Below are 25292 nucleotides of genomic sequence, written 5' to 3' on the forward strand. Positions count from 1 at the left end.
GCGTAATCCTGTAACTTATGATATCATGAAACCTTACTATAAACAAGAGGGTTGTCATAGTGACAACCCTCTGTTGGGTTTTGTGTTGTGATAGCCCGTCCACTTTCCCGCGGATGGGAAATACTTACATGGCTGCGTATGCTCCGTCCACTACCTTAACGGCCTTTGGCGCCTTGTGCGGCTCACCGTCCTCGGTCCATGTCATGCCTTCACCGGTCAGTCCGTCTAACTTGATGTTCAGCATGGAAGCCTTCAGGGCGTCACAGATAGCGCTTGCATCCATGTCAGCGGTCACATTGGCATCTTCCATGGCTGCCTTCAGGGCATAGATTGCATCGTATGCATCTGCTGCGAACTGTACAGGAACTTCGTTGTATGCATCCTTGTAACTCTTTACAAAGTTAACCGTCAGGTCATCTGTTGCATCTGCTGCAAATGGTGTAAGCAGCATCAGGCCCTCTGCCAGGCTGGTGTCAAAGTTCTCAACCTGAAGGATACCATCCATACCGTCACATCCGAAGAACTGTGTCTCAAAACCGGCCTTGTCAGCCTGCTGTAAGATCAGGGACGCCTCTGTGTAATAGATTGGCAGGAATACCAGCTCTGCGCCTGCATCCTTAGCCTTCTGCAGCTGGGTGGAAAAATCCTTGTTGCTGTCAGCCGTGAACGCCTCAGCCGCAACAATCTCAAGCCCCTGGGCAGCAGCCTCTTCTGCAAACTTCTCATAAATGCCGCTGGAATAGATATCGGAACTGTCATAGATAACGGCAATCTTGGATGCCAGCTTGTTCTCGCCTATGTACTTAGCGGAAGCAGCGCCCTGGTCCGGATCGGAGAAGCAGATACGGAACACGTTAGGATTCGCCGCACACTCCACGGCGGAACCGGATGGGGTAATCTGGAACATGTTGTCAGCAGCCGTCTTATCGGCAACCGCGATACATGGGCCGGAAGTCACGGTGCCCATCAGCGCCTGCATTCCCCAGTCCTTCAATGTATTATAAGCACTTACGGACTTCTCCGGGTCATGCTCGTCATCCTGGAAATTAAATTCAACCGTGCAGCCATTGATGCCGCCTGCCGCGTTAATCTCATCAACCGCCAGCTGTGCCCCGTGCTGTACGGCCAGACCATATACAGCTGCTCCGCCGGTGGTGGGTCCGATACCGCCAATCTTAATCACGCCGCCTGCCGCTGCTTCTGTCTCACTGCTTTCACCAGCCGCATCCTTAGATGCCGCGGCAGTCTCTGCTGCCTTGGTTGTCTCTGCTGTGTTGGAACCGCCGCATGCCGTTAAAGAAGCAGCCATGGCTACTGCCAGACCAAGACTAAATAATCTCTTTTTCATAATTTTTCCTCCTCTTGCTTTTCCTTACCCTTCCGCGTCTGAATAACCGCGGACTTTCTTTATAAAGCTTTCTATATTATAGGTAGTTGCAGGAGGATTGTCAACCTTTTCATAAAAATTATAGGTTATTTTTCGTGAATGACCGAAAATTTGTGCCCAAATTCATCTTATTACCGCAAAAGCCCCCATTTTTTAAGGGAGGGGCGCCAATCCAGGCGTTCCCTCCCTTAATTTTCATGGCATTTGTCATTCCGCTTCCCATTCCAGGCCGGAATTCTCAATCCGTTTGTCCCTGAGCATCAGCTCTGACACGGCTTCCCTGGCCGGCATGCCGCCGAAGAGTATGGCATTGACCTGTTCGACAATGGGCATGGATACGTTATACTTCTCAGCCAGGGCAAGGGCTGCCTTGGCTGAGTAGACGCCTTCCACCACCATCTTCACCTCCGCCATGGCTTCCTCCATGGTGTATCCCCTGCCAATCAGTATGCCTGCCCGTCGGTTGCGGCTGTGCATGCTGGCACAGGTGACAATCAGATCACCGATTCCCGTAAGCCCTGCAAAGGTTTCCAGCCGGCCTCCCATATCGATTCCCAGCCTGGATATCTCCGCAATCCCCCTGGTAATCAGGGCCGCCTTTGTATTATCACCGTATCCCAGCCCGTCAGCCATACCGGCTGCCAGGGCAATCACGTTCTTTAAGGCGCTGCCCAGCTCAATCCCCAGGATATCCGGACTCGTGTACACCCGGAACACCTGGCTCATGAAAATCCCCTGTACCAATTCCGCCACATGCTTCTTATGCGCGCCCGCCACACAGGTGGTGGGCAGTCCCCGGCTTACCTCCTCCGCATGGCTTGGGCCGGACAGGACCGCCACCTCTGCCTCGGGCAGTTCCTGTTCTATGATCTGTGACAGGGTCATAAGGGTGTGCTCCTCGATTCCCTTGGCCACATTGGCAATGACCTGGCCCGGCCGGAGATATGCCTTCATCCTTTTGGCCGTGCTCCTGACAAATACAGAAGGCACTGCCAGGACCAGCAGGTCCTTATCCTCCATGGCTTCCTCAAGATCATCCGTAAAACCGATTGCCTCCGGAATCTCCACCTCCGGCAGGTTCCTGTGGGCATGGGTTGCCTTCAGTTCCTTTATTTCCTCTGGTATTGCCGACCAGATTACCACCTGATGTCCATTGCCATGAAGCAGCACTGCCAGCGCCGTCCCCCATGTACCTGATCCAATTACACCGATTGATGCCATAACTTCACCGTCCATTTTGATATTTTATTGCTTTTTCGCGCCTATCTTATTCTCCCTGCCCTGCACCAGCCTTACAATATTGGCCCTGTGCCTCCAGAAGGCCATGATGGATATCACCGCAGAAACCCCGTAAAATTCTAGTCTTGATGTCTGGGACAGACCATAGGCGCCCATCTGTCCCATCATGATATTCCAGATAAGGAAAATGGTGGAAACCACAAGGGATCCCAGCGACACATATCTGGTGACAGCCACAATCAGGATGAATGCAGCCAGACACAGCGCCGTCAGCCTCCAATCCAGGGAAAACATGATTCCCGCTGTTGCGGCAATGCCCTTTCCACCCTTGAAATTCAGATAAAACGGAAAATTATGCCCCAGGATCACACCGAATCCGGCATAGAGGATCAGGACATAGACATATTCCGGCCGGGATGCGAACAGGATGCGCACCAGGAAACAGGGAATCACGGTTTTCAGGAAATCCCCCAGAAACACAAGGGCGCCAGCCCTTACCCCCATGACCCTCAGGGCATTGGTACTTCCCGAATTGCCGCTTCCATGCTGGCGGATATCAATCCCCTTGACCTTGCCATATATATAACCCGTCTGAAAAAGCCCAAACACATATCCCATGACTAAACATATGATCCGTTCCATTCCATTATCCCCCTTGCTGTGCTTATTGATCCTTTGACTTACGCTCGCGGATAAGGAATTTTAAGGACGTGCCCTTAAACCCGAACGAATTGCGGATCTGGTTTTCCAGATACCTGGTATAAGAGAAATGCATCAGTTCCTTATCATTTACAAAGACTACAAATGTGGGCGGTTTCACTGCAACCTGGGTCATATAGTAAATCTTAAGCCTCTTTCCCTTGTCAGACGGCGGCTGCTGCATGGCCACTGCCTCTGTCATGATTTCATTCAGCACGCCCGTGGCAACGCGCAGGTTCTGGTTCTGCCGCACCGCGTCAATCATTTCGAACAGTTTTGGAAGACGCTGTCCCGTTGCCGCGGAAATGAAGATATACTCTGCATAAGGCATGAAGGAAAGGGTTTCTTTTATCTTATTGGTATACTCATAAATAGTCTTATCCGTCTTCTCAATGGCATCCCACTTGTTCACGGCCACAATGACACCCTTGCCGCGCTCATGGGCAATACCTGCAATCTTGGCATCCTGTTCCGTCACGCCCTCGACGGCGTCAATGACAACCACCACGATGTCCGCACGCTCCACCGCCGTCACGGTGCGGATGATGCTGTAGCGTTCCAGTTCTTCCTTAATCCTGCTCTTGCGGCGCAGGCCAGCCGTGTCGATGAACACATACGGCGTGCCGTTGTACACAATCTCCGTATCCACCGCATCCCTTGTGGTACCCGCGATGTCGCTTACAATGACCCGGTTCTCCCCAAGCAGCTTATTGATGATGGAGGATTTGCCCACATTGGGCTTGCCCACAACCGCAATCCTTGGGCGGTCGTCCTCTTCCTCCTCTATCTTCTCCCCGTCAAAATGCTTCACCACCTCATCCAGAAGGTCGCCGATTCCCAGCCTGGACGCAGCTGATACGGGAACCGGTTCGCCGATACCCAGGTTGTAGAACTCATATACGTCATTGCCGAACTTGGCTATGCTGTCCACCTTGTTTACCGCCAGCACCACTGGCTTGCGGGATTTGCGCAGCATGTCGGCCACCTTGGCGTCCGAATCCACCAGGCCCTGGCGCACATCCACGATGAAGATGATTACATCTGCAGTGGAGATGGCAATCTCGGCCTGTTCCCGCATCTGGGAAAGGATGATATCCTTTGTATCCGGCTCAATCCCGCCCGTGTCAATCAGTGTGAAATTCATATCCAGCCAGGTACAGTCCGCATAAATCCTGTCCCTGGTAACCCCCGGCGTATCCTTTACAATCGAAATGGTATCTCCTGCTATCACATTGAACAGCGTGGACTTTCCCACATTGGGCCTGCCCACAATCGCTACCACTGGTTTACTCATGTCATTTCCTCTCTTTCAAAGCATCCTATATCTGTTTCCTTACAATCCTGTATTCATCATCAGACTGGTAATAAGGACAGGCATACATAGTGTCACTTAAAAAACGGCCCATCTCGTCCTCGTCCAGATTCACTTCGCAGATATAGTAATCATTATCCTCATCATATACATAATTGCCACAGCACTCGCAGCTGGTCCTGCCCGGCTTCCTGCCTGATTCCATTGCGTACCATACCCTTCAGATAAAATTGCATCCGCTTGATTTTACTATACGTGTCCTTACTTGTAAAGTCTTTTAACTTATATAATAACAATATTGCCCTTTTTTGTAAATGACAAGTTCTTTTTAGGAAAATGTTTTGTTTTTTTTGAGGAAATATCTGCAACCCCTTGACCCGGTCAAATAAAAAATGGTATAAATCATATGTGATAATATGCAGACATATGAAAATTAGTAATTATTTACTTATTTGACAAAGGAGTACAGCTATCATGGCTAACAATTTCGTATTTAAAGATTCCCTTCCGGTTGCGCCCCTGAAAATCGCTGCCCTGGAAAGCTGCCAGGACCTGGCATCCAAGGTAAACGACCACGTGGTACAGTTCAGACGCAATGACATGGAAGAGCTTATGCGCCGCAAGGAGGACCTTCACTACCGCGGTTATGACGTGGATTCTTACCTGTTAAAATGCAGCTGCCCCAGATTCGGTACCGGGGAAGGCAAGGCTGTTATCGGAGAATCCGTCCGGGGCGCAGATGTCTTCGTCATGGTGGATGTAATGAACTACAGCATCCCCTATACCGTAAGCGGCTATACCAACCACATGTCGCCAGATGACCATTTCCAGGATTTAAAGCGCATCATCGGCGCCTGCACAAACGCCCACAGGGTGAATGTAATCATGCCTTTCTTATATGAAAGCCGCCAGCACAAGCGCAGCAAACGCGAATCCCTGGACTGTGCCATGGGTCTTGAGGAAGTGGCGGCCATGGGCGTGGAGAACATCATTACCTTTGATGCCCATGACCCGCGCGTACAGAATGCAATCCCGTTAATCGGCTTTGACAACTTCATGCCAACCTACCAGTTTGTCAAAAGCCTCTTCACCCATGACTCCAGCATCCAGATTGACAAGGAACACCTGATGATCATCAGCCCGGACGAGGGCGCCATGAACCGGGCGGTCTACCTGGCCAACAACCTGGGCGTTGACATGGGCATGTTCTACAAACGCAGGGACTACTCCCAGGTAATCGGAGGACGCAACCCCATAGTTGCCCACGAATTCCTTGGTTCTTCCGTGGAAGGAAAAACCGTGCTGATTATTGACGACATGATATCTTCCGGCGAGAGCATGCTGGATACCTGTAAGGAGTTAAAGGAGCGCAAGGCGGAGAAGGTCATCGTATGCTGCACCTTCGGACTCTTCACCAACGGCCTTGAGAAGTTCGATGAATTCCATACCCAGGGTTATCTGGATTATGTCATCACCACCAACCTGAATTACCGCACGCCTGACCTGTTAAAGAGGGACTGGTATCTGGAAGCAGATATGAGCAAGTACATTGCGGCCATCATCAATGCACTGAACCATGACCGTTCCATCAGCGCCTCCCTCTCCCCCACAGAAAAGATTCAGAAGCTGGTACAGAAATACCAGAATGGCGGATATGAGTATTTCCAGAAACTGGTATAATCACAGACCGGTGTGACTGGACCGGGAATGAATTTCCAAACAGATCCTGGTATCATTACAAACAGATAGCAGCCCTGGCTGCAGGGATAAAAGGATGCACGGCCCAACCTGTCATGGAATGGGCCGTGCATCTTTTTATGTATTTCATACTTTGCAAAAACCAGGCTACACCAGGTTCCATGAAGCCGGGTCATCCCCTTTTCTCTCCAGGAGGCTTTCCCCGCCGCCTTCCTTTGCCATTCTATATTCGTCCCCCGTAAGCAGCATCATCCACAGCAGGTTGACCGGTTCTCCCATAAAGCCGCTAAAAGCAGGGCCTGGGCGGACCCGGCACTGGGCCGGATCCAACAGCAGGACCGCCTCATATCCCGGCACCACGCCGCAGGGAATGGTATGTCCGTGACCCAGCCAGCTGATTTCCTTCCAGGGAAGAGAGGACTGGGCTGCCATATAATTCAGCACGGCCATCACACCTTCCTGGCTGCATCCGGCCGGAAACGCTGCCCCAAATTCAATCCTGCGGTACCTGTACGCCTCTTCCTGGTAATATCCTTCTATTTTCGGCTGTGCCAGCGCTCCATTGCCCAGTGTAAAGGCGTACAGATTCCCATCCTTCCCGCCCGTAACCAGGGCTTTGGGCGGGAACTCCTCCCTGTCGATGGCATAGTACTTTTTGTATGGTCCAAAAAACGCTTCCATGGCAGCCAGCTGTTCCTGCTGCATTTCCCCAAAATAATCCCCGTTCATGACATCCCAGTATGTCCTGCACCGGTCCAGCCGCGCCTTCAGGACATCCAGGGCATCTGAAAGCCCCCATGCAAAGGGTCCCATGCCCTTTGCGTAAATGGAATACCCGGAAAAATCCGGTCCGGACCAGCCGGGGATGACCGCAATCAGCCGTTCCCCCTCATACAGGGCCGCCCCGTCCCCTTCCTCAAACCATACGAGGGACAGCTCCCCCTCATCCAGTCTGATTCCTTCCGGTTCATGGGCCACAAAGGGCAGGGGCATTCTGGGCGCCCTGCCGCTTTTCATGGCGGCATGGTCCATGTCCTCTGTGCCGGGAACCGTGTTGCACACCCAGCAGTTCCTGATTTCTGCATGCCCGCTTCCCGGATGGACCCAGAGATAAAAATAGATGCATTCCCCGTTGTCCTCCACAAATGCCTGGATATCACAGACAGGGGACCTGTCCTCCAACAGTATCCTCTCTTTTCCCATACAATCCCATCCTTCCCCACAATGGATTCACGGCAGTTACCTGATACTTAAAAAGGCTGCCAGATTCCCCCGTTCCTCCCCCACCCTGCGGTGTGAAAACAGGTAATCACTGTTGCACATGGTGCAGATATTCGTGGTATGTATCTGCTCTTTTGGCACGCCGGCCTCACGGAATATGATTTCATTGGCCTTCCACAGATCCAACTGGTATTTGCCCGGCTTTCCATTGGCGCTGTATAATTCATCCCTGTATCTGGCATCAAAGGCTTCTGCAAACGCCTCTGCCACCTCTTCCCCTACCTCAAAGCAGTCCCTGCAGATGCTGGGGCCGATGCAGACCGTCAGATCCTCAGGCCGTGTCCCAAAGGCCTCCTTCATGGCGTCCATGGTCACCTGGCCCATGCGCTTAACAGTCCCCCTCCAGCCGGAATGGCTGAGTCCGATTGCACGATGGGCCTGATCTACCAGGTACAGGGGCACGCAGTCCGCATAAAAGGTTACCAGGGTGATTCCGGGCACATCGGTAATCAGGCCGTCCACATCCTTATAATCCCGCTCACGGATGACGCCTTTCCCCTCATCTTCCCGGGTGACCCTGCGCACATTGGTGGTATGGGTCTGGTAGGAAACCACCATGCGGTCACGCTCCACCCCCAGCGCATCCGCCATCCGCGTGAAATTCTCCAGCACATCCGCCGGGTCATCCTTCCTGCTGTAGGAAAAGTTCATGGTGGCGAACCGGCCTTTACTGGCCCCGCCCAGACGGGTGGAGAAGCCGTTTACCACCATCCCCGTGTCCTCCAGCGCCTTAAAAGAAAGGTATGGCACACCGCCGCGCTCCACGTTGCTGAAAACCTTCCTGTCGTCCTTATATATCCAGTTAATTGACATGGCATTCCCTCCTGATTCCTTATATCCCTGCCCGCCGGACAGGCTTTGCTAAAACGCATCCTGGATCAGTTCCACCTGATTCCCCAGGATTCCCACCACATCAAAACGGCAGGGACAGTCCTCCGGGATGTTGTGGCTGAACATATAGTAAACCGCTGCGGCACGGATGCGTTCCTGTTTGACCCGGTTCACCGCCTCCAGCGGCCCGCCCATGCGGCCGCTGGAACGGTACTTGACTTCCACGAACACCAGGTACCTTCCGTGACGGCAGACCAGGTCCACTTCCCCCTGCCTGCAGCGGTAATTCCTTTCAATGATGCGGTAACCTTTTTTCTGTAAACAAACAGCTGCCAGTTCTTCATAGCAGCTGCCTGTCTCCCGTTTATTCATATGTCTGCCCCACAAAATTCCGGATGAACGTCCTCCTGTGGATGGGGCATGGTCCCAGTTCCCTGATGGCCGCAATATGGGCTGCCGTCCCGTAGCCCTTGTGCTTTGCAAACCCGTAGCCGGGGAACATTTCCTCGTACCCCGCCATCATGTGGTCCCTTGTGACCTTGGCCAGGATGCTGGCCGCCGCAATGGACAGGCTTTTTGCATCGCCCTTAATGATGGGTACCTGTAAGATATCAAGGTCCGGTATGGTGACGGCATCGTTGAGCAGCACATCCGGTTTCACGGTAAGCTGGCCCACCGCCTCCCTCATGGCCTCGTAGGTGGCCTGGAGGATGTTGATTTCGTCAATCCTGGCAGGGGTCGCAATGCCCACGGACCATGCCACCGCCTTTTCCTTAATCTCCTCAAACAGTTCCTCCCTGCGCTTTTCTGAAAGCTTCTTGGAATCGTTGAGATAGAGGATCCGGCAGTCCTTTGGAAGAATCACCGCGCCTGCCGCCACAGGGCCTGCCAGGGGACCTCTTCCCGCCTCGTCAATACCGCATATGAAGGCGCTGCTTCCATACTCTTTTTCATATTCAGTCATGGCCTCCAGACGGGCCAGTTCCTTTTCCAGTCTTTCACCCTTTAATACTCTTGCCGCCACTGTCTGCCTTTCCGTGTCCCGTCCTATCCGGTCACTCTTTATCCTTATAGTCTTCGGGCCGCTCCAAGGTGACGCGTCCCAGTTTTCCTGCCCTGAAATCATCCAGCACCATGGCGGCCGCCCTGGCAATATCCAGCTCCCCGCCCTTCATCAGGCAGGAACGCTGCCTAGCCACGTCCTCCAGGATGGCTACCGGTTCCTTATCCTCTGTCTCAAGGCCGAACCGTTGGGTTACCATGCCGGGATACCGCTCCTTCAGGATACGGATGCACTGGCAGGCCAGGTCATCCTTGTTAAGGATCTGGTCGTTGATGGAGCCGATCAAAGCCAGCTTAAGCCCCACGATCTGGTCCTCAAACCTGGGCCAGAGGATTCCCGGGGTATCTAAAAGTTCCAGCGTCTTATTGAGGCGGATCCACTGGTTTCCCTTTGTCACACCAGGCTTGTTGCCGGTCTTTGCACATGCCTTTCCGGCAAAAGAATTGATGAAGGTGGATTTGCCCACGTTGGGAATCCCAACCACCATGGTGCGGATGGGACGGTTCATGATCCCACGTTTCCTGTCCCGCTCAATCTTTTCCTTGCATGCCTCCTGTACAACGGACTGCACCTGCTTTAAGGTCCCCTTGTTTCTTGAATCCACCTTCACGGCGTGGATGTTTTTTGCCTCAAACCATGCGGCCCACTGCGCATTAACCCGCTCATCCGCCAGGTCCGACTTATTCAGCAGCACCATCCTGGCTTTTCCCTTGGCCAAATCATCAATATCCGGATTCCGGCTGGACAGGGGCACCCTGGCATCCACCAGTTCGATTACCAGGTCAATCAGCTTGATATCTTCCTTCATGGCCCGTTTCGCCTTGGTCATATGACCGGGATACCATTGTATATTCATATCATTACTCCTATTCTATTTGGAATGGATGAAATCCAGCTTCAGGAGCGGAAGGATCCTGAACCAGACTTTTCCATATATCTGCTCTCTCTTTACATTGCCTATGTTGGAGAAACGGCTGTCCTCACTGCTGTCCCGGTTATCCCCCAGAAGGAAATATTCATCCTCCTCCAGCTGGATGGGGGTGTCTGCCCGGCCGGCCAGGGACACCTGCTCCAGACCGTTGTCCACACCCAGGACCTCACCGTTGATGAATACGAAACCGCCTTTTATCTGTACGGTTTCCCCCGGAAGGCCGATGACACGTTTCACGTTCTTTTTGTGGTCCTCGCGCTCAAACACCACGATGTCAAACCGCTCCGGTCCACCCACATCATAAACCAGACGGTTCACCAGCACCACGTCATCGGCGCTCAAGACCGGCTGCATGGAATTGCCGGACACGGGGACCTGGGCACAGAACGCATATACCAGGAACCAGGCAAGGGCCAGCACAACCACCACGTTCACGGCCCAGCGCACAATCCGGCGCAGCCAGGCCGTATCCTCATTCACATAAAACTCCATGCACCACACCCATTTCTCTGTATTATTCCATATGGAATTTAAGAAAGGGACAATTTGCATTGTCCCTTGTTCCTGTTTCCACTACCTGATTATATAACCGATTATTTAACTGATTCTTTAACCTTGGCAGCTTTACCGACCCTGTCTCTTAAGTAGTTCAGCTTAGCACGTCTTACTTTACCTTTACGTACGACTTCTACGTTGTCAACGCTTGGGGAATGTAATGGCCAGGTCTTCTCAACGCCGATACCATTGGAATTCTTCCTTACGGTAAATGTCTCCCTTGCTCCGCCGTTCTGCCTCTTAATGACAGTTCCCTCGAAAATCTGGATTCTCTCGCGGTTACCCTCTTTAATCTTGTTGTATACCTTAACGGTATCGCCAACATGGAATGTGGGTACGGTTTCTTTTAACTGGGCTGCTTCAATGTTCTTAATAATGTCGTTCATCGGTGTGAACCTCCTTCATCTATTGGATGTTCTTAATACCATCTGCGGTAAATCAAATTCACTGCGTTTCAGTAACAGAGGACCATCTATTTCTTGTCACAACGACTGATTCTATCATATATTCTTCCAAAATGCAAGCATTTTATGATTTAATCCCTGCCTTTTTCTTCATTCCTTTTTCTTCATTTCCGTAGCAGTTCAATATCTGATGTGAACTGTTACTCATTTTCAGGCAGGTAGATATGGATTTTGTCGATGCGGTTTTTTTCCACCTGTTCCACTACCAGGCGTACCCCTTCCCACTCCACTTCCTCCCCCTCTGCCGGAAGGTGTTCCAACCGGTCAATGACCCATCCGCCAACGGAATCATAATCCTCCGAGGCCAGGTCCAGGTCCAGCTTGTGGTTTAAATCATCCAGTTTCATGGCGCCTTCCACCAGGTACTCACCTTCCGACAGCTGTATGAGTTCATCCTCCTCGTCCTCATCGTACTCGTCCCGGATGTCCCCCACGATTTCCTCCAGGATATCCTCCAGGGTAATCAGTCCGGCCGTGGCCCCGTATTCATCCAGCACAATGACGATGTTGTTGGAGGTCTGGCGCATTTCCACCATAAGCTCCGACAGCTTTTTGGATTCAAAGGTATAAAGGGGCTGGCGCAGGTGGTCCGCAATGGAAAAATGCTCCCTGTCCTCAATGAGCAGCATGTCCTTTATGTTGATGATGCCGACCACATTGTCCGTGGTTTCCTCGTACACCGGGAGCCTGGTATAGCGTTCCTCCCGAAACACCTGGAGCAGTTCATCAAAACCTGCATTGATATTGATGAAAGTCATGTCAATCCTGGGTACCATGATATCCGTGGCCACAGAATCGCCCAAGTCGAATACGTTGTTAATCATTTCCTTTTCTTCTGACTCAATCACACCCTTTTCATGTCCCACTTCCACGATGGTCCGCAGTTCATCCTCCGTCATGTCGTCCCCCCGCTTATTGGGGTCCACATTCAGGGCCTTGAGGACACCAGAGGACATCCAGTTCACTGCCACGATGACAGGGGTCAGGATGACCATCAGCACATATATGATATGCCCGAACCTGAGGGCGTTCTTCTCCGCTTCCAGGGTGGCAATGGTCTTGGGGGTGATTTCACCGAAAATCAATATCAGAAGGGTAAGGATACCGGTAGCCGCGCCTGCCGCCCTGCTGCCGAACACCTCAGTGGCAAGGACCGTAAGCATGGAGGAGGCGGACAGGTTGACCACATTGTTGCCAATGAGTATGGCGCTGAGCATCCTGCCCTGGTCCTCGCCCAGCTTCATGACCCATACGGCAGATTTATTGCCTGCCTCGGCCAGGGTCCTGATGCGGATTTTGTTTACAGTGGTAAGGGCTGTCTCCGATGATGAAAAAAAGGCGGAAAGCCCCAGTAAAATAATGATAACAACTAAACGTATGGCGATCGAGTCACCAGATGGTTCCAAAATCATCAACTCCTATTTTTGCGTATTTTCATGAGATTGTACAATATTATGCCGCTTCTGTCAACGCCGCGCAGCCATTGTACGGGATTTAATAATCCTTTAATAATCCTTTTGGATTAACTTTAACCGCGCTTTACATACTTTGTAATAACTTTTTACATCGTTCAGGGTACAGCCGCCCAAAGCCAGCAGTTTCTTCACCTCGGACATGGCCCTGCGCTTGATTCTCGGCGCGGGTTCCCCCAGTCCGGGAAGCGGGCCGGTCAGGCCGGAAACTTTCCGGTCCTCCCGGGCGGACTGCCGGTCTTCCTGTACGGCCGCCCGGTCCTCTTGAACGGCAGCCCGGTCCTCCTGACCGCAGATTCCGTCCCTCTTACAGAACAACCGCTCCGCCTCAGCCGCATAGCCGTCCAGGATTTCCTCCAGTTCCAAAAGGCCGTCCTCTCCCCCTTTAAGCGAATCCAGGTACCGGTGCTCCTTAAGGGTCAGGCTGGCGCCGGGCAGAAGGTCGGGCCTGCGCTCCAGGGTCCGCCTGATGGACTCCTTCCTGCGCCATTCCTCAATGTTCTTATGGTGTCCGCTTAAAAGCACCTCGGGCACTTCCTTTCCGCGGAACACCTCCGGCCTGGTGTACTGGGGGTATTCCAGCAGATTGTCATGAAAGGATTCCACCTCTGCGGACACCTCATTGTTCAGGACCCCGGGCACCAGCCTGGAGATACAGTCAATCATGACCATGGCCGGAAGCTCCCCTCCGGTCAGGACAAAATCCCCCACCGACAGGTAATCCGTCACAATCAGCTCCAACGCCCTTTCATCTATCCCCTCATAGTGCCCGCACAGGAATACAAGTTCCTCCTCCTGTGCCAGTTCCTCTGCAATGGACTGGTTGAACACCCTGCCCTGTGGCGTCATGTAGATGACCCTGGGCTTTTTTCCCGTCCTGTTACACAAGTCCTCATATGCATCGCACACAGGCCCGGGCTGCATCACCATTCCGGCGCCGCCGCCGTAAGGCGCATCATCCACATGCCTGTGTTTATCCTTTGAATAATCCCTGATATCAATGGCATCCACCGAGATGGCGCCGCTTGCCATGGCCCGGCCCGTAATACTGGTGCCCAGGCCGTTCATGACCATTTCAGGGAAAAGTGTCAGTATATGGAACTTCATTGTGTCTCCTTCCACCGGTTCTTAAGCTTTGTCTGGAGCCGGTACAGGGTGTTGAGGGCGTCGATGGGCGTCATGGTTGACAGCTCCAGCCCATCAAGCTCCCTTACAATATCATCATCCTTCACCGTATCAAAGAAGGTGAGCTGCTGCATGTCCACTTCATCCGGCTTGGGGACCGCCTTGTGCTGTGTAATGTTGGAGCTGATCTCCGCTATCTCCTTGGCCCTGGCCGTGATGTCCGCATCGCTCAGTTCCTCTGCAATCTCCTTGGCCCTGGCAATGACGGAATCCGGCACCCCTGCCAGCTTGGCAACCTGGATGCCGTAGCTCTTATCCGCCCCGCCCCGCACGATCTTGCGCAGGAACACGATGTCGTCCCCCTGCTCCTTTACCGCAATGCAGTAGTTTTTCACCCCTGCGATGGTGCCCTCCAGCTCGGTCAGTTCATGGTAGTGGGTGGCAAAGAGGGTCTTTGCCCCCAGAAGCTTCGTGCTGCTGATATGTTCAATCACGGCCCACGCAATGGACAGGCCGTCAAAGGTACTGGTTCCCCTTCCGATCTCGTCCAGGACCAGAAGGCTGTTCCTGGTGGCATTGCGCAGGATGTTGGCCACCTCGGTCATTTCCACCATGAAGGTGCTCTGGCCGCTGGCCAGGTCGTCGGAAGCCCCCACCCTGGTGAAGATGCGGTCGCAGATTCCGATATCCGCTTCCTGGGCCGGGACAAAGCTTCCTAACTGGGCCATGAGCACAATCAGGGCCACCTGGCGCATGTAGGTGGATTTACCCGCCATGTTGGGTCCTGTGATGACGGACAGGCGGTTCTTCCCGTTGTCGAGGAACGTATCGTTGGCCACGAACAGGTCGTCCCGCATCATCTGTTCCACCACGGGATGGCGGCCGTTCTTAATCTGGATCACACCCTTTTCATTCATCATGGGCTTCACATAGTTCCTCCGGGTCGCCACCACTGACAGGGAACAGAACACATCCACGCCCGCAATGGCCTTGGCTGTTTTCTGGATGCGGACCACCTGGGCCGCAATGCTGTCCCTGACCTGGCAGAACAGGTCGTATTCCAGGGAAACCAGCTTCTCCTCAGCCCCCATGATGATATCCTCCAGATGCTTTAACTCATCCGTGGTAAAACGCTCCGCATTGGTCAGGGTCTGCTTGCGCACAAAGTAATCCGGCACCTGGTCCTTAAAGGAATTGGTCACTTCAAAATAGTATCCGAACACCTTGTTGAACTTGATTTTCAGCGTCTTGATGCCTGTTTTTTCTTTTTCCCTTGCCTCCAACTCCGCCAGCCAGTCCTTGCCTTCTGTCTTGGCCTGGCGCAGCCGGTCCGCCTCCTCATGGTATCCGTCCTTGATGATGCCTCCCTCCCGCACGGTCACGGGCGGGTCCTCCAGGATGGCCTGGTCAATCAGTCCATAGATATCCTGGAGCGGGTCCATTTCCTGCGCCAGTCCTCTTAACAGCTCCCCGGAAAACTCCCCCAGGATCTGCTTAATATGCGGAAGCATTTCCAGGGAGTTCTTAAATGCAATCAGGTCCCTTGGATTGGCTGTCTTATAGCTGATGCGCCCGATCAGACGCTCCAGGTCATAGATGGGATTCAGGTATTCGCAGATTTCCTCCCTGGAAATATAATTCATGTTCAGCTCTTCCACGGCTGTCTGGCGCTTTACGATCTCTTCCTTATGGATCAGGGGCTGTTCGATGTACGTGCGCAGCAGACGGGCGCCCATGGCTGTCTTGGTCTTGTCAAGCACCCACAGAAGGGTCCCCCTCTTCTGTTTTTCCCGCATGGTCTCCACCAGCTCCAGGTTCCTTCTGGTGGACGTGTCAATGACCATGAACTGTCCGGTGGAATAGGGGGTGATGGTGGTGATATGCTCCAGGGTGCTTTTCTGTGTTTCATACATGTACTGCATCACGGCGCCCGCGGAAATGATCCCGGTCCCGTAATCCGTAAGGCCCAGCCCGCTTAAGGAGCCAACTCGGAAATGCTCCCGCAGCACCTTCCGGCAGGACTCTTCCCCGAAGAAATGGCTGTCCAGGGCTGATATGATTACATTATAGCGGTTCTTTAACCCGTCAATGTCCACCCCTGACATATAAAAGGCATTGTTGCAGATGATCTCCGACGGGGAAAACTTGTTGATTTCATCAAACAATTCCCGGTCCGAATCCACCTCCGTGACCATGAAATCCCCTGTGGTGATGTCCGCGGTGGCGATGCCGTATATCCCATCCCTGCCTTTGCCCGTCTGGTTCGTCCGCTGGCCCACCTCATAGACAATGCCCATCAGGTAGTTGTTCTTTGTCTCATCCAGGGCCTGGACGCTTGTAATGGTTCCCGGCGTCACCACCCGGATGACCTCCCGCTTCACAAGTCCCTTTGCCAGCTTCGGGTCCTCCACCTGCTCTGCGATGGCAACCTTATATCCCTTCTGCACCAGGCGGTACAGGTAGGCGTCCAAGGCATGATAGGGGACGCCGCACATGGGCGCGCGCTCCGCAAGGCCGCAGTCCTTTCCCGTAAGGGTTATCTCCAGCTCCTTGGAAACCGTAAGGGCGTCGTCAAAAAACATCTCGTAAAAATCCCCCAGCCTGTAAAACAGGATGCAGTCCGGGTATTCCTTTTTTGTCTCCATGTAATGCTGCATCATGGGTGATAATTGTGCCTGTATCAAAATGCTGACCTCTCTTCTCTATCAGTCCCCGCGCCAAAGCCCGGCGCACGGACTGCTTTTATCTTTGCTGTCTTTCCATACCGGAACCTTATAGCGCCCCGTCCACCTGTTTTCCCATGTAGTAGAATCCCCTGCTTTCCTCCAGGTAAACAGGAACCAGCTTCCCAATCAGGGAGGCGTCGCCCGGGAAATGCACCACGGTATTATTGGACAGGCGTCCTGTCATAAGCTCAGGGGAATGGTCATTGACCTCCTCCACCAGCACCTCCTGTACGGTATGTTCATCACGGCAGCAGACCTCTGCGGAGATATCCTGTACCTCTTTTAACAGGCGGTCAAACCGCTCCTTCACCACGTCCTCCGGTACCTGGTCCTCCATGGCGGCCGCAGGCGTTCCCGTGCGTTTGGAATAGATGAAGGTAAACGCGCTGTCAAATCCCACCCTGCGCACCACGTCCAGTGTCTCAAGGAAATCTTCCTCTGTCTCCCCCGGGAATCCGACTATGATATCGGTTGTCAGGGAAATGCCCGGAACCGCTGCCTTTATCCGCGCCGCCAGGTCGAGGAACTGTTCCTTGGTGTAATGGCGGTTCATCTCTTTTAGGATGCGGCTGCTTCCCGACTGGAGGGGAAGGTGCAGGTGGCGGCAGATTTTTCCGGACCCGGCCATCACCTCGATCAGTTCATCGGACAGATCCTTTGGATGGGATGTCATGAAGCGGATACGGCGGATTCCCTCCACCTTCTCCACCTCCCTTAAAAGCCCGGCAAAGGTCATGGGCGTTTCCAGGTTCTTGCCGTAGGAATTCACATTCTGGCCTAACAGCATGACTTCCACCACGCCGTCGGATGCCAGCCTGCGGATTTCCTTTATGATTTCCTCCGGCTTCCTGCTTCTCTCACGCCCGCGCACATAGGGCACAATGCAGTAGCTGCAGAAATTATTGCACCCGAACATGATGTTGACCCCGGACTTAAAGGGGTACTTGCGCTCCACAGGCAGGTCCTCCACAATCTGGTCCGTATCCTCCCACACGTCTATGACCATCTTATGCTTATGGCCCTTGACAGGGGTCCCTTCGGCTGCCTTCCCGCTTTCATCCTCCCTTTTGCGGCTGTCCAGGCAAAGGGATACCAGTTCCGCCAGCTTGAAGATGTTGTGGGTCCCGAATATTAAATCCACATAGCGGTAGCTTTTCTTAATCTTGTCCACCACTTCCTTTTCCTGCATCATGCACCCGCAGAGCGCAATCATCATCTGTGGATGCTTCTTCTTATAGGCGCCCAGCTGGCCCAGGCGCCCGTATACGCGCAGGTTGGCATTTTCACGCACCGTGCAGGTATTGTAAAGGACAAAGTCAGCCTCCTCAGATTCCACGGCCCTGTAGCCGATGGTTTCCAGAATGCCCAGAAGCTTCTCCGAATCCCTGGCGTTCATCTGGCACCCGAAGGTGTTGATACAGCAGGTCAGGGGCCGTCCCAGACGGTCTGAGAGCTCCTTTACCTGTAATCTGGCCCGTTCCATGAAGTACTGCTGGCGTTCCGGCTCCATGGCCGGAGGTGTCATGTCTCTTTCTTCTATTGTAGTCCTGGATCCTTCCATTCATCTGCTCCTTACTGTTTCTTCCTTTATGCAGCCGGAAACCGGCGGTTTCGGGCATGCTGTAACACGCAAGCTGGCTGGACCGCATGGTCCAGCCAATTATAATCATTAACAGTATGAATTTTATATTAAAATATCCCAGAAGTCAATCCAGGTTTTTCAAAAAACGTTTCCCCTGCATTGTTTCAAAAGGAATCCCGTCAGCCTTCCTGACCGGACAGTTCCAGACGTATGGTGACTGTCTGGCCGTCAATCTCCGGCCTGGAGGTGTGGATATGTATGCCGGCTGTCCCCCTTGTACCGCTTGCGCACGTCCGTACCCAGAAGGCCGCGCAGCCTCCCATGGACGGGATCAGGGACGGCCCGATCAGTTCGATATCCCCGCTTACAGACACGCTGACCGCTTCCATGTGATGGTACAGACGGTTGCCGAACTCATCCATAAAGGTACAGACCACCCGTGTCTCATCCACCTGGTCGTTATAAAGGACCGTGTCATCCGGCTGGACCAGCAGCTGCGACAGTCTCGGATTATCTGAATACCGCTTCTCCGCCACTGCCTGGCCCCCAACATATCCCACAATCCTGGCCCCGGTCCATCTGTGCTGCCAGAACTCGCCGTTCTCAGTCACAAGCACCGGAGGATGGGCAAGCCCCGGAAATTTAACGCTGGGATAATAGGTCCTTGTTATGTCATTTGACAGGGTGACCTCAATATAGTCACAGTTTGTCAGCACATAAAAGGGAACCGGCTCACAGCGTTCCCCCCTTCCTACCATGGAACAGGGAACCAGGACAGCCCCTTTATCCGGGGATTTCTGGCTTGCATACAGATATGCTGCCCACTTGGGCACGCGGAACATATCCAGCACCCCATGGTAACATACCTTGTTAACGGAATTGTGGTCATTGTGGGTGTTGTAGTCAAACATGCACCACCCAAGGCCCCCCAGATACTGGTCGGATGTCATGATCTTACTCATGGCCCTTGCATGGCGGATCGCGAACTCTTCCTGCCGTTCCTCTGAGTCCACCGGCTTCGTGGGAAGGACAGCCCCGGTATGCTCACTCACCAGATACGGCATCCGTTTCGTGCTGCCCGTGGCCTGATGGGCGGTCAGCAGCATATGCTCCCCCTTATCGTCCTCACTGTAATCATTATAGCTGTATATGTCCTCAATCAGGTGGCTGCCGGTCTCCCAGCGCACGCCCGTGGTGGGCCTGGAAGGATCCATGGCCTTGCAGCGCCGGTTGGTTTCCTGGTAAAGCCCGTCATGGTCCGTTGTCTCATTCAGACGCGTTCCCCATATCACAATACCCGGATGGTTAAAATGTCCCAGCACCATATTTTCCAAATCCTGGAATACAATCTTTTTAAATTCCTCATCCCCGATATATCCCCAGCCCGGGATTTCCTCAAAGACCATAAGCCCCAGCTCATCGCACTTATCCAGGAAGTACCGTGACTGCATATAATGGGAGCAGCGCACCATGTTAAGCCCCATGAATTCCTTCAGCAGCAGGGCATCCTTTTCCTGTGCCCGCCTTCCCATGGCATATCCCACATACGGATAAGACTGGTGGCGGTTCAGCCCGATCAGTTTTGTCCGTTTCCCATTCAGATAGAATCCGTCCGGCTCCACCCGTATTGTCCTGAACCCAATCCTGGTCTGATACCGATCCACGCACCGGCCATCTTCATCCTGCAGTTCAACGCTGGCCTGGTACAGCTGGGGGTCCTCCGGCTGCCACAGCGCTACCTGTCCCACATGCCCGGGTTCCAGGGAAATGCTTCCGGTGCCCGGTGAAACCTGTATCTTCTGCCTGTTTTCCCAGACAGGGGCCCCATCCTTCTGCAGGGATGTCACTGCCCACAGTTCCCGTTTTGGCCCATGGCTTCCTATCAGGAGTTCCGGCTCCATGACCGCAGTTTCATGGTCCAGGCTGTAGCGGAACAGGGCCTGCTTCACATATGTCCCTTCCTGGATATACAGGGTCACATCCCTGTATATCCCTCCATAAATCAGGAAGTCCACGGTTGAACCGTTGGGCGGTATATCGCTTCTCTCATGGGAGTCCACGCAAAGGACCATCCGGTTCCCCCCCGCGGTGACATACTCCGTAATATCAAACAGTGCCATGGAGTAAGCCCCTTTGTGGCTGCCTGCCTTATGGCCATTTATATATAAATCATAGCAGGCGGAAACCCCTTCAAATGAAACCAGCGCACGTTTCCCCTCCATGTCCGGGAGCCGGAAGCTGCGTATATAGGTGGATACCATGCAGGTCATGGTCTGGTCAAAGCAGTCATAGGGAATCTCCTTCACCGTATGGGGCACATTAACCAGCCTGCCCTCCTCATCATTGCCGCCTGTTATGTATTCTTCCTTAAATCCCTCTTTAAATCTCCATCCCAGGTTTAAATTGCAGTATTTCTGCATTCCATCTTTCCCTCATCTTTCCCATTTTATGATTTGATTGCGCCTGCCGTGATATCTGCCGTGAACTGGCGGCTGAACAGCAGGAATATAATGAACAGCGGCAAGGTAGCCAGAAGGACGCCGCACATGACCATGCCGTAATCCGTACTGTTGTATGCCCCCTGGAGCTGGGCCAGGGCCACCTGAAGGGTATTCCTACTGGAATCGTTGGTCACGATCAACGGCCACAGATAATCATTCCAGCTGTCCATGAATATATAAATACATAAGAAGGCGCAGCCCGGAACCATGATGGGCAGTCCCACATGGAGGAACAGGCCGAAGGTGCCGCAGCCGTCAATCCTGGCAGAATGGATCAGGTCGTCGTGTATGGACCCAATACAATACTGGTTCATCCAGTAGATGCCAAAGGCCGGAATCAGTCCGGGAAGGATCAGCGCCTTGAAGGTGGAGAGCCAGCCAAACTTATTCATGATGATCAGCTGTGGTATCAGGTTGAGCTGGGGCGGGATCATCATGGTCACCAGGCACAGTGCAAATAAAAACCTCCTGCCGGGGAATTTAAACTTTGCAAAGTAAAAGGATGCCAGGGAACAGAAAAACACACCGCCCACTGTCTTGCATACAGCCACCACAAAGGTGTTGAACATAGCCCTTCCAAACTGGATGGAGTTCAAAAGATTGGTCATGTTGGTCATGAACTGTCCGCCGAACACCATGACCGGCGGGAACCGCATGAATGCCGCTGAACTGTTGGTGGCCATGACAGCCAGCCAGTAAAAGGGGAACAGGGATATAAGCGCCCCCAGGATAATGAATCCGTACAAAAGGATTTTGGATACCGCTTTATTCACCGTCATATCAGTCCACCTCCCGTTTGGTAAGAAGCCAGTTAACCAGGGAACAGAAGCCGATGATCACCACCAGCGCCCAGGAGATGGCTGAACCGTAGCCGAACTGCCGGTTGCCGAAGGCCTGGTTATAAAGATACAGCACCACCGTCATGCCGCTCTTGCCAATCCCGCCTGCTGTCCCCACCAGCATCTGGGCTTCCGCAAACAGCTGCCATCCTCCGATGGTGGAGGTGATTACCACAAACTGGATGACCGGATTCAGCAGGGGTACCGTGATGTAACGGAATATCTGGAACGTGGATGCCCCGTCCAGGCTGGCCGCCTCATAAAGCGAGCTGGATATCTTCTGCAGCCCGGCTAACAGGATGATGGCGTTATAACCGGTCCACCTCCATATGACAATGGCCGCAATGGCCACATGCACGCCCCAGGTAAGGGACATCCACTGAACCGGGTCAAACCCCAGACGGCTGATCAGGAAGTTGAGTATTCCATATTTGTTGCCGAATATATTGGCAAACACAATGGCAATGGCCACGGTCGAGGTGATATTTGGCAGATAGTACACGGTGCGGAAAAAGTTCTTTCCCTTTAAAAATGCGCCGTTCAGCAGGAATGCCAGTATGACTGCGATAATGACCATGGGAATGGTCGACAGCACCCATATGATCAGCGTGTTCTTGATTGACAGCAGGAACGCGCTGTCCTGTAAGAGATGCTGGAAATAAAAAAGTCCTACAAACTTCTTCTCCCCCACGCCTCCCCATTTATGGAATGAGAGAAAAAAAGAATAGAAAATGGGAAATATCCAGAATATCCCGTATATGAAAAAGAACGGGCTGATCAGCAGGTATATCATCCTGTTCTTATAGATGTCATGGAGTAATCCCCGGAGCCTTTTCCCATTTTTTTCCTGTGATTTCATCCTTTGCTTCATTGACTGTTTCCCTCCACGGCCTGCCCTTTCATGAAAATCATACAATCATCCAGGTCAGAATCAAATGATGGGCCACCTTGGCAGCGGCCCATACCATCAAGTTTATTTCATGTATTCCAAATCATAAATCTGTTTTGCCTCTTTTACCGCATCCGCCAATGCCTCCTCAGGATCCTTATCCTGGTCCTGGACCAGCAGGAGCTGCTGCTCAAACGCTGACTGGTAGGAACTGTAGTTGGGAGGATAGTAATAATCCTTGATTTCCTTTGCGGCCTTCACAAAATACTCATTGGCAACCTGATTGCCGAAAAATTCCTCCTCGTACATCAGCGCAGGGTCATCCAGGGCGGAAATCAGGGACGGGAACAGGCCCAGCTGTTCCAGGGATTCCACCTGGTTTTCCGTGTTGGTCATCCAGGTCAGCACCTTGTATGCCGTCTCTACATTTTTACAGTTCTTAGTGATGCCGATGGAAGAACCGCCCACATTGCCGGCCCCGCCCGGTGCGGTGGTCACCCTCCACTGTCCGGCCGTATCCGGCGCAGCGTCCTGAAGCTCCGGCTTCATCCACACAGCGCCCACGAAGGCAGCCACGTCCCCGTTGTTCAGCGATGCAGCCCACTCCGAGGACCATTCGGTGTCGCCGCCGTACACATAGGGCTTTCCTTCCACTGCGGTCATGAATGCCTGCCTCATATGATCCTGGTCCGCAATGAAGTTACCCTCTTCATCAATCATGTGCTGGGGCTGCTGTCCCAATGCCGCCACAAACAGGTGGCCCATGAAATCAAACATCTTTACATCCGGGGTTGCTTCCTGCAGCTTCCTGGCCGCCGCATATGCATCCTCCCAGGTGGACATGGCTGCCGCCACATCCGCCGGCTCCGTGGGAAGCCCCGCCGCCTCAAACAGGCTGGCGTTATAGAACATGCAGGTGGGTCCGATGTCCATGGGAAGGGCAATCAGCCTGCCGTCAACGGTCTCCCCACGTTTCCACTTCCACTCCACATACTGGTCTTCTATCTCCTTTGCATTGCAGGGAGCCTCATAGAGGTCCACAAACATATCCGGATACTGGAGAAGGTTGGCAATCCAGTCATCCATGGGAAGCAGGTCCGGCAGTTCCCCGCCGCTTGCAATGGTGGTGTTGATCTTCTCTTCTATATCGTCGGCGGAAAACAGCTCTGCCCGGATGGTGACTCCCGGGAACTGTTCCGATACCTGTGCAATCAGGTCCTCCCGTATGCTGTTCTTCCAATACCACATGGTTAACACTACTTCATCCGATCCATCCCCTGCATCTTTTGATGCTTCCTGGGATGCCTGAGGTTCTTTTCCCGGATCCGCGCTGTCTTTGGAACCGGAGCACCCGGTCAGCGCGGACATTACCATCGCTGCCGCCAAAAGGGCTGCCATTGATTTTTTTAACATAATCTCCCATTCTCCTTTGTTGTGAATTGGTATAATTATACACACTTACCCTCAGTGTACAAGGGTATTATAGCAAGATAAAAGGGCGCCTGCAAATCGCGGATCCGGACTGGGGGCAATGGCGTAAAAATAGTAATATTTTTCTGTCAGGAGGGCCTGTTCCCGTCCTATGATGGAAATAAAATCATGTATTCTGTCTCCCCATATCAATGGGCGTGTAAAATCCTAAAAATAAATTACTATTACAAATACGGAAAAAGTATCATCCTTAACAGGTTTCCCATATCCTGAGATTAATTTTACCATTTATTAGAAACGTAAAATTTTACTACTTTTTTCCTTTTAACCGTGATACAATAATAGAACTGATAACGGCATTCAGGGAGGGGTGGTTTTCGTGCAGACATACAGGGTCCATATCAATACGGTAAAAATGGTTTCCATTTTAAATCCCATATCAAAACTTTTAAAAACTCCAGTGCTTTTTTATGCAACGGAATCCAAGCAGTGGTTTGGGGCGTCGAAGCGGAACCTCCCCTTCTGCTATGCCATGGAGCGCTGTCCTGCCACCAACGCCTTCTGTGCGCATTGTGACCAGCAGGCGGACCAGCAGTGCGCCCGGCAGAAGCACGCCTATGCCTATCATTGCCATGCCGGCCTGATTGAGGTTGCATATCCTGTATATATTGACAATATCTATATCGGTTTCCTGATCATCGGGCAGTTCCGCACCAGGGATGCCGGACTGGACAAGGAATATGCCAGGAAGCTGGCCCTGCTATGCGAAACAGAGCCGGATGCATTATATAAAAAATACCACTCCCAGCCAATGATCGGTACAGAGGCAGTGGAAGGGATAAAGCTAATCGCCGGGATGATCAACAGCCGTCTCCTGGATGAAAAGGTCTTTTCCCTGGAGTACCATGAAGTCATAAAAAAGGTGGAAAACTATATCAACCAGAATATCTCCGGCCCCCTTCCCCTGAAAGACATTGCCCAGCATGTGTTTATGAGTTCCGCCTACTTAAGCACCACATACAAAAATGTCACCGGACGGAATATCACGGATTATATCCAGGAGCGCCGTGTATCCGCAGCCTGCTTCCTGATCCGCACCACCTCCGGATCCATTTCAGACATAGCACAGGAAACCGGGTTTTCCGATGCCAATTATTTTACCAAGGTCTTTAAGAAAAAAACGGGAATGACGCCCAGGGAATACCGCCAGCGCTGGAAAAACGGAGACATTGAAGAATAAGGGACGGGGACGGGTTGGACATGGGGT

21 protein-coding genes and 1 pseudogene are annotated in these 25292 nt (G+C 52.7%); 2 read left to right on the forward strand and 20 right to left on the reverse strand.

The features are described from left to right. Positions 1 to 124 precede the first annotated feature (124 nt). From LK536_RS31320 to LK536_RS31340, 5 genes are all read right to left on the reverse strand, one after another. Positions 125 to 1348, reverse strand: coding sequence for an ABC transporter substrate-binding protein (locus LK536_RS31320; protein WP_008725456.1), 1224 nt, complete (start codon positions 1346 to 1348; stop codon positions 125 to 127). Positions 1349 to 1594: 246 nt separating this feature from the next. Continuing rightward, positions 1595 to 2608, reverse strand: coding sequence for an NAD(P)H-dependent glycerol-3-phosphate dehydrogenase (locus LK536_RS31325; RefSeq protein WP_025482047.1), 1014 nt, complete (start codon positions 2606 to 2608; stop codon positions 1595 to 1597). A gap of 24 nt (positions 2609 to 2632) precedes the next feature. After that, positions 2633 to 3268: a glycerol-3-phosphate 1-O-acyltransferase PlsY gene (gene plsY, locus LK536_RS31330; protein ID WP_008725454.1), complete on the reverse strand. Its 636-nt coding sequence runs from the start codon at positions 3266 to 3268 to the stop codon at positions 2633 to 2635. 22 nt (positions 3269 to 3290) lie between these two features. Beyond that, positions 3291 to 4619: a ribosome biogenesis GTPase Der gene (gene der / locus LK536_RS31335; protein WP_008725453.1), complete on the reverse strand. Its 1329-nt coding sequence runs from the start codon at positions 4617 to 4619 to the stop codon at positions 3291 to 3293. A 25-nt stretch (positions 4620 to 4644) separates the two neighbouring features. Next, positions 4645 to 4842, reverse strand: coding sequence for a DUF6472 family protein (locus tag LK536_RS31340; RefSeq protein ID WP_008725450.1), 198 nt, complete (start codon positions 4840 to 4842; stop codon positions 4645 to 4647). 269 nt (positions 4843 to 5111) lie between these two features. Between LK536_RS31340 and LK536_RS31345 the strand changes: the two genes are divergently transcribed. Further along, entirely contained in the window at positions 5112 to 6317 is a 1206-nt protein-coding gene (locus tag LK536_RS31345; protein WP_008725437.1) for a ribose-phosphate pyrophosphokinase, read from the forward strand. 165 nt (positions 6318 to 6482) lie between these two features. On the opposite strand, the gene LK536_RS31350 is transcribed toward LK536_RS31345, so the two are convergent. From LK536_RS31350 to LK536_RS31420, 15 genes and pseudogenes are all read right to left on the reverse strand, one after another. Beyond that, on the reverse strand, positions 6483 to 7538 hold the full coding sequence (locus tag LK536_RS31350) for a suppressor of fused domain protein (protein WP_227794936.1): 1056 nt from the start codon (positions 7536 to 7538) through the stop codon (positions 6483 to 6485). A gap of 36 nt (positions 7539 to 7574) precedes the next feature. Beyond that, positions 7575 to 8429 (reverse strand): peptidoglycan editing factor PgeF, encoded by an 855-nt coding sequence (gene pgeF, locus LK536_RS31355; protein WP_025482051.1) that lies wholly within the window; start codon positions 8427 to 8429, stop codon positions 7575 to 7577. 48 nt (positions 8430 to 8477) lie between these two features. Continuing rightward, positions 8478 to 8819, reverse strand: coding sequence for a YraN family protein (locus tag LK536_RS31360; protein WP_025482052.1), 342 nt, complete (start codon positions 8817 to 8819; stop codon positions 8478 to 8480). Next, complete coding sequence (gene rnhB / locus LK536_RS31365; protein ID WP_008725427.1) at positions 8812 to 9471, reverse strand: ribonuclease HII; 660 nt, start codon at positions 9469 to 9471, stop codon at positions 8812 to 8814. Before rnhB ends, LK536_RS31360 begins: the two co-directional genes overlap by 8 nt. A gap of 31 nt (positions 9472 to 9502) precedes the next feature. Further along, complete coding sequence (gene ylqF / locus LK536_RS31370; RefSeq protein ID WP_227794937.1) at positions 9503 to 10366, reverse strand: ribosome biogenesis GTPase YlqF; 864 nt, start codon at positions 10364 to 10366, stop codon at positions 9503 to 9505. A gap of 15 nt (positions 10367 to 10381) precedes the next feature. Next, positions 10382 to 10921, reverse strand: coding sequence for a signal peptidase I (gene lepB, locus LK536_RS31375; RefSeq protein WP_506092022.1), 540 nt, complete (start codon positions 10919 to 10921; stop codon positions 10382 to 10384). A gap of 113 nt (positions 10922 to 11034) precedes the next feature. Continuing rightward, positions 11035 to 11382: a 50S ribosomal protein L19 gene (gene rplS, locus LK536_RS31380; protein ID WP_008725424.1), complete on the reverse strand. Its 348-nt coding sequence runs from the start codon at positions 11380 to 11382 to the stop codon at positions 11035 to 11037. Positions 11383 to 11600: 218 nt separating this feature from the next. Continuing rightward, positions 11601 to 12872, reverse strand: a complete 1272-nt coding sequence (locus LK536_RS31385; protein WP_474911972.1) for an HlyC/CorC family transporter — start codon at positions 12870 to 12872, stop codon at positions 11601 to 11603. 456 nt (positions 12873 to 13328) lie between these two features. After that, positions 13329 to 14039, reverse strand: a pseudogene (gene trmD / locus LK536_RS31390) (tRNA (guanosine(37)-N1)-methyltransferase TrmD); the annotation flags it as partial. Continuing rightward, positions 14036 to 16717, reverse strand: coding sequence for a DNA mismatch repair protein MutS (gene mutS / locus LK536_RS31395; protein WP_034575870.1), 2682 nt, complete (start codon positions 16715 to 16717; stop codon positions 14036 to 14038). The pseudogene trmD and the gene mutS, both read right to left, overlap by 4 nt. A 112-nt stretch (positions 16718 to 16829) precedes the next feature. Further along, entirely contained in the window at positions 16830 to 18344 is a 1515-nt protein-coding gene (gene miaB / locus LK536_RS31400; RefSeq protein ID WP_227794939.1) for a tRNA (N6-isopentenyl adenosine(37)-C2)-methylthiotransferase MiaB, read from the reverse strand. Between the two features lie 200 nt (positions 18345 to 18544). Beyond that, positions 18545 to 20785 (reverse strand): glycoside hydrolase family 2 protein, encoded by a 2241-nt coding sequence (locus tag LK536_RS31405; protein WP_227794940.1) that lies wholly within the window; start codon positions 20783 to 20785, stop codon positions 18545 to 18547. Between the two features lie 26 nt (positions 20786 to 20811). After that, complete coding sequence (locus LK536_RS31410; protein WP_008725418.1) at positions 20812 to 21645, reverse strand: carbohydrate ABC transporter permease; 834 nt, start codon at positions 21643 to 21645, stop codon at positions 20812 to 20814. Between the two features lies 1 nt (position 21646). Continuing rightward, positions 21647 to 22576 (reverse strand): carbohydrate ABC transporter permease, encoded by a 930-nt coding sequence (locus LK536_RS31415; RefSeq protein WP_227794941.1) that lies wholly within the window; start codon positions 22574 to 22576, stop codon positions 21647 to 21649. Positions 22577 to 22678: 102 nt separating this feature from the next. Then, positions 22679 to 24007, reverse strand: a complete 1329-nt coding sequence (locus LK536_RS31420) for an extracellular solute-binding protein (RefSeq protein WP_227794942.1) — start codon at positions 24005 to 24007, stop codon at positions 22679 to 22681. 397 nt (positions 24008 to 24404) lie between these two features. On the opposite strand from LK536_RS31420, the gene LK536_RS31425 reads away from it, so the two are divergent. Continuing rightward, positions 24405 to 25265 (forward strand): PocR ligand-binding domain-containing protein, encoded by an 861-nt coding sequence (locus LK536_RS31425; protein WP_120057360.1) that lies wholly within the window; start codon positions 24405 to 24407, stop codon positions 25263 to 25265. Positions 25266 to 25292: the final 27 nt, after the last annotated feature.

The organism is Clostridium pacaense (assembly GCF_020709765.2).
In the GTDB taxonomy this organism is placed as follows: Bacteria; Bacillota; Clostridia; order Lachnospirales; family Lachnospiraceae; genus Enterocloster; species Enterocloster hominis.

What these genes read in the sequence shown, in the direction of transcription:
- mutS (WP_034575870.1), bottom strand. Translation starts at nt 16,717, where the DNA reads ATGATGCAGCATTACATGGAGACAAAAAAGGAATACCCGGACTGCATC.
- LK536_RS31350 (WP_227794936.1), bottom strand. Translation starts at nt 7,538, where the DNA reads ATGGGAAAAGAGAGGATACTGTTGGAGGACAGGTCCCCTGTCTGTGAT.
- ylqF (WP_227794937.1), bottom strand. Translation starts at nt 10,366, where the DNA reads ATGAATATACAATGGTATCCCGGTCATATGACCAAGGCGAAACGGGCC.
- LK536_RS31415 (WP_227794941.1), bottom strand. Translation starts at nt 22,576, where the DNA reads ATGAAGCAAAGGATGAAATCACAGGAAAAAAATGGGAAAAGGCTCCGG.
- der (WP_008725453.1), bottom strand. Translation starts at nt 4,619, where the DNA reads ATGAGTAAACCAGTGGTAGCGATTGTGGGCAGGCCCAATGTGGGAAAG.
- LK536_RS31320 (WP_008725456.1), bottom strand. Translation starts at nt 1,348, where the DNA reads ATGAAAAAGAGATTATTTAGTCTTGGTCTGGCAGTAGCCATGGCTGCT.
- pgeF (WP_025482051.1), bottom strand. Translation starts at nt 8,429, where the DNA reads ATGTCAATTAACTGGATATATAAGGACGACAGGAAGGTTTTCAGCAAC.
- LK536_RS31340 (WP_008725450.1), bottom strand. Translation starts at nt 4,842, where the DNA reads ATGGAATCAGGCAGGAAGCCGGGCAGGACCAGCTGCGAGTGCTGTGGC.
- LK536_RS31345 (WP_008725437.1), top strand. Translation starts at nt 5,112, where the DNA reads ATGGCTAACAATTTCGTATTTAAAGATTCCCTTCCGGTTGCGCCCCTG.
- LK536_RS31410 (WP_008725418.1), bottom strand. Translation starts at nt 21,645, where the DNA reads ATGACGGTGAATAAAGCGGTATCCAAAATCCTTTTGTACGGATTCATT.
- LK536_RS31325 (WP_025482047.1), bottom strand. Translation starts at nt 2,608, where the DNA reads ATGGCATCAATCGGTGTAATTGGATCAGGTACATGGGGGACGGCGCTG.
- LK536_RS31360 (WP_025482052.1), bottom strand. Translation starts at nt 8,819, where the DNA reads ATGAATAAACGGGAGACAGGCAGCTGCTATGAAGAACTGGCAGCTGTT.
- rplS (WP_008725424.1), bottom strand. Translation starts at nt 11,382, where the DNA reads ATGAACGACATTATTAAGAACATTGAAGCAGCCCAGTTAAAAGAAACC.
- LK536_RS31420 (WP_227794942.1), bottom strand. Translation starts at nt 24,007, where the DNA reads ATGTTAAAAAAATCAATGGCAGCCCTTTTGGCGGCAGCGATGGTAATG.
- LK536_RS31405 (WP_227794940.1), bottom strand. Translation starts at nt 20,785, where the DNA reads ATGCAGAAATACTGCAATTTAAACCTGGGATGGAGATTTAAAGAGGGA.
- LK536_RS31385 (WP_474911972.1), bottom strand. Translation starts at nt 12,872, where the DNA reads ATGATTTTGGAACCATCTGGTGACTCGATCGCCATACGTTTAGTTGTT.
- plsY (WP_008725454.1), bottom strand. Translation starts at nt 3,268, where the DNA reads ATGGAACGGATCATATGTTTAGTCATGGGATATGTGTTTGGGCTTTTT.
- miaB (WP_227794939.1), bottom strand. Translation starts at nt 18,344, where the DNA reads ATGGAAGGATCCAGGACTACAATAGAAGAAAGAGACATGACACCTCCG.